The 6,202-nt window shown below is 68.9% G+C and carries 6 protein-coding genes; 2 read left to right on the forward strand and 4 right to left on the reverse strand.

What is annotated here, in order from left to right; translation table 11 throughout:
- Nucleotides 1-3 precede the first annotated feature (3 nt).
- Nucleotides 4-1,299 (reverse strand): ABC transporter substrate-binding protein, encoded by a 1,296-nt coding sequence (locus RZ84_RS33300; RefSeq protein WP_043268242.1) that lies wholly within the window; start codon nucleotides 1,297-1,299, stop codon nucleotides 4-6.
- A gap of 253 nt (nucleotides 1,300-1,552) precedes the next feature.
- Between RZ84_RS33300 and RZ84_RS33305 the strand changes: the two genes are divergently transcribed.
- Nucleotides 1,553-2,647: a LacI family DNA-binding transcriptional regulator gene (locus RZ84_RS33305; protein WP_043268245.1), complete on the forward strand. Its 1,095-nt coding sequence runs from the start codon at nucleotides 1,553-1,555 to the stop codon at nucleotides 2,645-2,647.
- Between the two features lie 284 nt (nucleotides 2,648-2,931).
- On the opposite strand, the gene RZ84_RS33310 is transcribed toward RZ84_RS33305, so the two are convergent.
- The 3 genes from RZ84_RS33310 to RZ84_RS33320 form a co-directional block, all read right to left on the reverse strand.
- Nucleotides 2,932-3,384, reverse strand: coding sequence for a hypothetical protein (locus tag RZ84_RS33310; protein WP_043268247.1), 453 nt, complete (start codon nucleotides 3,382-3,384; stop codon nucleotides 2,932-2,934).
- Nucleotides 3,385-3,555: 171 nt separating this feature from the next.
- Nucleotides 3,556-4,434 carry a lysozyme gene (locus RZ84_RS33315; protein ID WP_043268249.1) on the reverse strand — a complete coding sequence of 293 codons (879 nt, stop codon included), beginning with the start codon at nucleotides 4,432-4,434 and terminating at the stop codon, nucleotides 3,556-3,558.
- Nucleotides 4,435-4,736: 302 nt separating this feature from the next.
- Nucleotides 4,737-5,393: a transglycosylase SLT domain-containing protein gene (locus RZ84_RS33320; RefSeq protein ID WP_043268251.1), complete on the reverse strand. Its 657-nt coding sequence runs from the start codon at nucleotides 5,391-5,393 to the stop codon at nucleotides 4,737-4,739.
- A 550-nt stretch (nucleotides 5,394-5,943) separates the two neighbouring features.
- Between RZ84_RS33320 and RZ84_RS40025 the strand changes: the two genes are divergently transcribed.
- On the forward strand, nucleotides 5,944-6,202 hold a 259-nt coding region (locus RZ84_RS40025; protein WP_078894833.1), incomplete at its 3' end, for a hypothetical protein.

Consider the following 6,202-nt stretch of genomic DNA (forward strand, 5'->3'; position numbering starts at 1 on the left):
GCCTCAGCCGGTTTTGAGGAGGCGGTTGCACTCCGCCACCGCACCGTCCAGTGCGGCCTTCGGCGACTGCTTGCCCTGTACGGCCTTCGCGACGGCATTCCGCAGTACCGTCTTCATCTGGTCGCTGAGCAGTACCGGGGTGTAATTCACCGCGGTCTTCAGGGACTTGGCGGACACCACCCGCACCCGGGTCACATCCGTCCCGTCCTCCTCGGTGAAGTACGGATCGTCCAGCGAGCCCTTCGTGCTCGGGAAGACCGTGACCTGTTTCGCGAACGCCATCTGGTTCTGCCGGTCCGTGACGAAGTGCGCAAAGGCCACCGCCGCCGGTTCGACCCTGCTCTGCGCGTTCACCATCAGGCCCTGGACGTACATATTCGCCTTACCGGTGTTGTTCACCGCGTCCGTGATGCCGATGTTCTTGTACAGGCTCGGGGCGTCCTTCCTGAAGTTCCCCAGATCGAGCGCGCTGCCCGGGTTCATGGCCACCGACTGCTGCTCGAACTTCCGCCCGGCGGACTCCGCCTGGGCGGTGAGCGCCTGCGAGTCCAGCGCCCCGGCCGCGTACAGCTCCCGGTAGTGCCGGAGCAGTTCGACGCCCTTGGGCTCGTTGAACGTGAACGCGGTGCCCTGCGCGTTCATCAGCCGTACGCCGTAGCGCCCGAAGTCCTCGATCGACGGCGTACTCGCCAGCATCGCGATCTTCCGGCCGCTCTTTTGCGCCATCGCCACCGCGTCCCGGAAGAGCTGATCGTACGTGGTGGGCGGCTTCGCCGGATCCAGACCGGCCCTGCGGAACAGCTCCTTGTTGTAGAACATCGGCCCGGTGTTCAGATACCAGGGAAAGGCGTAGACACCCCGCATTCCCGGCATCTGCTGGCTCTGCCATGCCGCATCCAGATACTCACCGCGGTACTTCCCCGCCGCCCTTTCCAGATTCAGCGCCAACCCGGCCTTCGCCAGCGGATAGGTGAGATCCGGCGACACATTCACCACATCCGGCAGCGTCCCGCCCGCGGCATCCGCACTCAGTTTCTCCGGATATCCCTCGGCCGGCTGATCGATCCAGTTGATCCTGGCGTCCGGATACTTCTTCTCGAATTCCGCGATGACCCCGTCGAAGTATTTCTTGAAATGCGCCTTGAGATTCCACGTCTGAAAGGTGACCTGCCCCTCCACCTTTCCCGAGGCGCTGTCCGATCCGCCGGTGTCGCCCGAGGCACCGCAGCCGGTCAAGGAGAGCGCCGAGGTGACCAGAATCGCGGTGGCGGCGGCTGCCCGGCGGGATGCACGACGCATGGTTGGCTCCTTAGCTCAGGTGTGGCTCAGGTGCGCGGACCAGAAACATTCCGAAGTTCATCCGGGTCTCTACGGCGGTACCGGGAGAGGGACCACCGGCGACGATGCGGCACGCTACTAATGCGATTTAGTAGGTGTCAATACCGCGACCGCGGACGATTCTCCGGCGACGGCCGGGCAGCCGTTTGACATGCCGTTCCGCCCTGATCAGACTGTCCCGCACTAATGCGGTTCAGACGGGAGGAGCGCCGGCATGACAGCGCCGGGTGAGGCGGCCCGCCGCAGACCTGCGCGCCGGCCGACGATCAAGGACGTCGCCCGCCGCGCCGGGGTCTCGGAGAGCGCCGTCTCCTTCGCACTCAACGACCGGCCGGGGGTCTCCCGGGAAACCCGCGCCCGGGTGCGGCGCGTCGCGGAGGAGCTGGGCTGGCAGGCCAACAGCGCCGCCCGCGCGCTCTCCGGCGAACGCGCCGGCTGTCTGGGCCTGGTGCTGGCCCGCCCCGCCCGGACCCTCGGCGTGGAGTCGTTCTTCCTCCAACTCGTCTCCGGTATCCAAGAGGTGCTCTCCGCACGGAAGACCGCGCTGCTCTTCCAGGTCGTCGAGGACCTGGACACCGAATGCGCCCTCTACCGCCGCTGGTGGGCCGAGCGCCGGGTGGACGGCGTCCTCGTCGTCGACCCCCGCACCGAGGACCCCCGGCCCGGACTCCTCGCCGCACTCGGTCTCCCCGCGGTCGTCATCGGCGGCCCCGCCACCCCCGGACCGGACGCCGGACCATCCGCCCCGCACCCCCTGCTCTCCACCGTCTGGGCCGACGACGCCAAGGCCATGGCCCGGATCCTCGACCACCTCCACGGCCTCGGCCACCGCCGCATCGCGCATGTCGCGGGCATGCCCGAACTCGCCCACACCGCCCGCCGGATCCGCTCGCTGCGCGCCGAGGCCGGGCTGCGGGGCCTCGACGAGCGGCAGGTCCGCTCGGTGACCACCGACTACTCCGACGCCGAGGGGGCCGAGGCCACCCGCCGCATCCTCGACGCCGCCGCACCCCCCACCGCGATCATCTACGACAACGACGTGATGGCGGTGGCCGGCGCCTCGGTGGCGGCCGGTCGCGGCATCCGCGTGCCGGGCGAGCTGTCCATCGTCGCCTGGGACGACTCCCCGCTGTGCCGCGTCACCCACCCCCGGCTGACCGCCCTGGTCCGCGACACCCCGGGCTTCGGCCGCCTCGGCGCCGCGGAACTCCTCGCGGTCCTCGACGGCACCCCGCCCCGCACCGTACAGGGCGAACTCCCGCACTTGGAACGACGGGAGAGCAGCGGCCCGGTGCCGCAACGGAGCTGACTGCACGTCAGCACGTCAGGGTGCGGCGACGCGACTGCCTCCCCCTCGCGACCGCGACGCCGCGGACGGCACGGGTCGTCGAGGTCGCCGAACTCACCCGGGCGGTAAGGGTGGTGGCGGAGAAGACCGGGTGAACACCCATGTGGGCCGCATCCCGGTCGAGTTGGGCTTGCGAAACGGGACCCGGGCCCGCGGTCTTCGCCCACGAGACGGGGTTGGTACGGCCCACCGGGGTCCTAAACGGTACCGAACGGCCCGTCAAATTCCCCCACACGCAGGGAGTTTCAGTGGTGTAACACGACCCCGGGTGCCAGCCGCCCGCAGTTCGAGCCGGAAACGCTGACGCTCACCGTCCCGATGGTCCCGCCCCAGTCCACACAGCGGCCTTTCGCCGCGAGATACACCGGGCCCGCATAGGAGGTGTAATCACCGCTGTCGAAAACCGTGTCGGAGCTGCCGTCGGAGGGCCCGAGATAGGTGTGGAGGAACACCGGCCTACCAGGGCTGTTCCGGACCGTCACCACGCAGTTCTTTCCGGTCTTCGCGCTGTACGTCAGATACACGGTCCCTTTTCCGGTGACCGGTAGGGAATTCACGATGCGATATCCGCTGCCGCACACTCCGTTGTACGCCGCGGCCTTCGCCGGCGCGGCCGATGCCGTGGTGGCCAGGCCCATCGTGGCGATACCGGCCGCCGCCAGTACCGCGGATCCTGCGATGGCACGTGAACGCTTCATGGGAATACCCCCGTCAGGTGGTGTCCGTCGCGTGGTCATTCACCGTGATGGTGATGCACCGTGTTGGACACCGGCCGGACGGGGATGGTTGTACGCGAATTACCCGCTTACTCGGGGGACTTGATGCCGACTCACCCCGAGCAGGGTTCATGTGGTCGGTAAGCCCCCCGGTCAGTCGTCGTCATCCTCCCCGTAGGCGAGCACCTTCAGCCTGCCGTACGTCCCGTTGAAGCGGTTGTGGTCCCCGACGGTGTGCCCAGAGGAGGTGTGCTGCCAGATGCTGTGGAAGCGCCAGCTGCCCGGCAGCGTGCCGACCGAGGGGCCGTAGTGGGGGATCCACAGCGGGTTCGTCCGGCCGAAGCGGGACGAGTTGCCGGTGCACCGCCTCCACCAGTTGGTCGAGGTGTAGATGACCGCGTCGCGGCCGGTCTCCGCACGGTAGGCCCGCACGAAGTCCGAGATCCAGTGCACCATCCCCGCATGGCTCTTGCCGTAGCAGGTCGCGCCGTAGGGGTTGTACTCCATGTCCAGCGCGCCGGGCAGCGTCCTACCGTCCCGCGACCAGCCGCCGCCGTGGCGGGCGAAGAACCTCGCCTGCGTGCCACCGCCGGAGTGGTCCGGTAGCGCGAAGTGGTAGGCCCCGTGGATCATGTTCGCGTGGTACGAACCGTGGTACTGCTGGCTGAAGTACGGGTTCTTGTAGTTGGTGCCCTCCGTGGCCTTGACGTAGGCGAACCGGATCCCGATCCGGCGCAGCTTCCACCAGTTGACCTTGCCGTTGTGGCTGGAGACATCGACGCCGGCCACGGCCTTCTTCGTCCAGGCGCCCCGCGGCTCGGAGTCGGCGACCTGCTCGTTGCCCTCGTGCATGGCGATGGTGGAACCCATCCAGTCCTGCTCGGGGTGGGCGGGCGTCTTCCCAGCGTCCGGCGACGCGGTGGCGGTGCCTGGCAGGACGAGCGGCAGTGCGAGCACGGAGAAGAGGGAAACGAGAGTTCCGGCCGTGAGGGGGACCGTACGGCGGGCCGGAGCGGATCTGCGCAAGGGCATCGCGTGCCTCCGAAGGACTTCGGTTGAGTCAGTTTCGGCAGCTTTTGAGCAGAATCCTGCCGATAAAAAGACTTATACGCTGAATTGCCGGGGCCCAAGACCCGACAGCCTCTCAGTCCGCCGACCGGCCGGGCCATCTCACCCGTCTGGCTGCCCGGGCCGTCCGGGGCGATGCGAGCGGGCCCCGGCAGCTGTGCCGGGGCCCGCTTTCCTGCGCAGCGGCGAACGCGCCATGCCGCCGCTTCGCCGGTCTCTATGCCGATCCTCCCGGATCGCTTGTGTCGTCCGCCATCGCCGGTGGCTCAGTAGGCGGAGTTGACGTTGTCGATGGAGCCGTAGCGGTGGGCGGCGTAGTTGGCCGCGGCGGTGATGTTGGCGACCGGGTCGGTGAGGTTATCGGCGGGGCCCGCGACGTGGTAGGCCTCGAAGGTGGGCTGGATCACCTGGAGCAGGCCCTTCGACGGGATGCCGTTGCCGGCGTTGACGTCCCAGTCGTTCACCGCGTTGGGGTTGCCGCTGGACTCCCGCATGATGTTGCGGTGCAGGCCCTCGTAGCTGCCCGGTATGCCCTTGGCCTTCATGATGTCCAGGGCCTGGCGGATCCAGCCGTCGAGGTCGTCGGCGTACTTCTTGGGTGCGGCCGGACGCTCGGCGGAGCGGCTGGCGGTCTGCTGGGCGGTGTGGCCCTGCTCGGCGACCGCGGTGACCTTGATGCGGTCGGCGACGGACGCGGTCACCGGGCGCTCGACCTTGGCGCCGTCGGCCTGGGCGGGCATCCCGTTGGCGCTGACCTGCTTGACCGTCGCAGTGGCGTGCGCGGCGGGGGCGGCGTTGTCGGAGGCCGCGGTGACGGCCAGGCCCGTGGTGGCGCCGGCGGCGGCGAGAACCGCCACGGCGACCTTGTGGGTACGGGTGATACGGGCGATCCGGGCAGCGCGGGGCAGGGTGAAACCGGGCATACGGGGGTGACCTCTTCCAGGTACGGGAGACGGGAAGTGCCGTCGTTGGCGCGTTCGGACCGAGGCTCTTCGTGTCGCGCCCGCCCTCAGGGCGTTGGCGCAGACCGCTCTCGGTGCGACGGGATCCATGGTTAACGGCCGACCCGAATCGTGGCAATGGCCCCTTGTACTACCGCTCTTCGTGAGATGCGGCGTAATACACCTTTTGCTCCGCTGTTCCCGCTGTATTTCGCGGCATGACGCGCCTCGGCGTCGACTAGGCGGGCTCGTACGTGACGTGCGTCGCGTGCCCCGCGTCACCTGCGGGAGCCCGTTCGCCCCCCTCTCGTGCCCCCGGGGAGTTACCTGGCTCACACCCTGAATTGCCGCCGGGAATCCGCCAGTTCGCGTTCCGGAGGGCGGTGGGAACGGCCGCGCCCCGGCGGGTCCATCCGTGCGGCGCCGCTGCTGGTCCGTTCGTAGCAGCGTCCGGGCTGTCGGGCTGCGCCTCGCCCGGGGGTCCCGGAGAGTGAGAGCGCACACACCCGCCACTCACCGTAGGGGAATGCTTATGTTCCGTCGTTCCGCCGTCGTTCTCGCCGGCCTCGCCGTCGCCGGGATCCTCGGCGCGGGCTCCGCCGGCGCGGCCCCCGTCGATCACCACGGCGACTCCCGCGATCACCACGGCGATTACCGCGACCACCACGACGACTACCGTGACCACCATGACGACTACCGCGACCACCACGAGCGCCACCTGACTCCCAGGGAGCGCGAGGGCCTGCGGGTCGCCGACCGTGTCCTGGACTCTCTCTTCGGCGGCCCCCCCC

The sequence above is a fragment of the Streptomyces sp. CT34 genome, from assembly GCF_000805335.1.
Classification (GTDB): Bacteria; Actinomycetota; Actinomycetes; order Streptomycetales; family Streptomycetaceae; genus Streptomyces.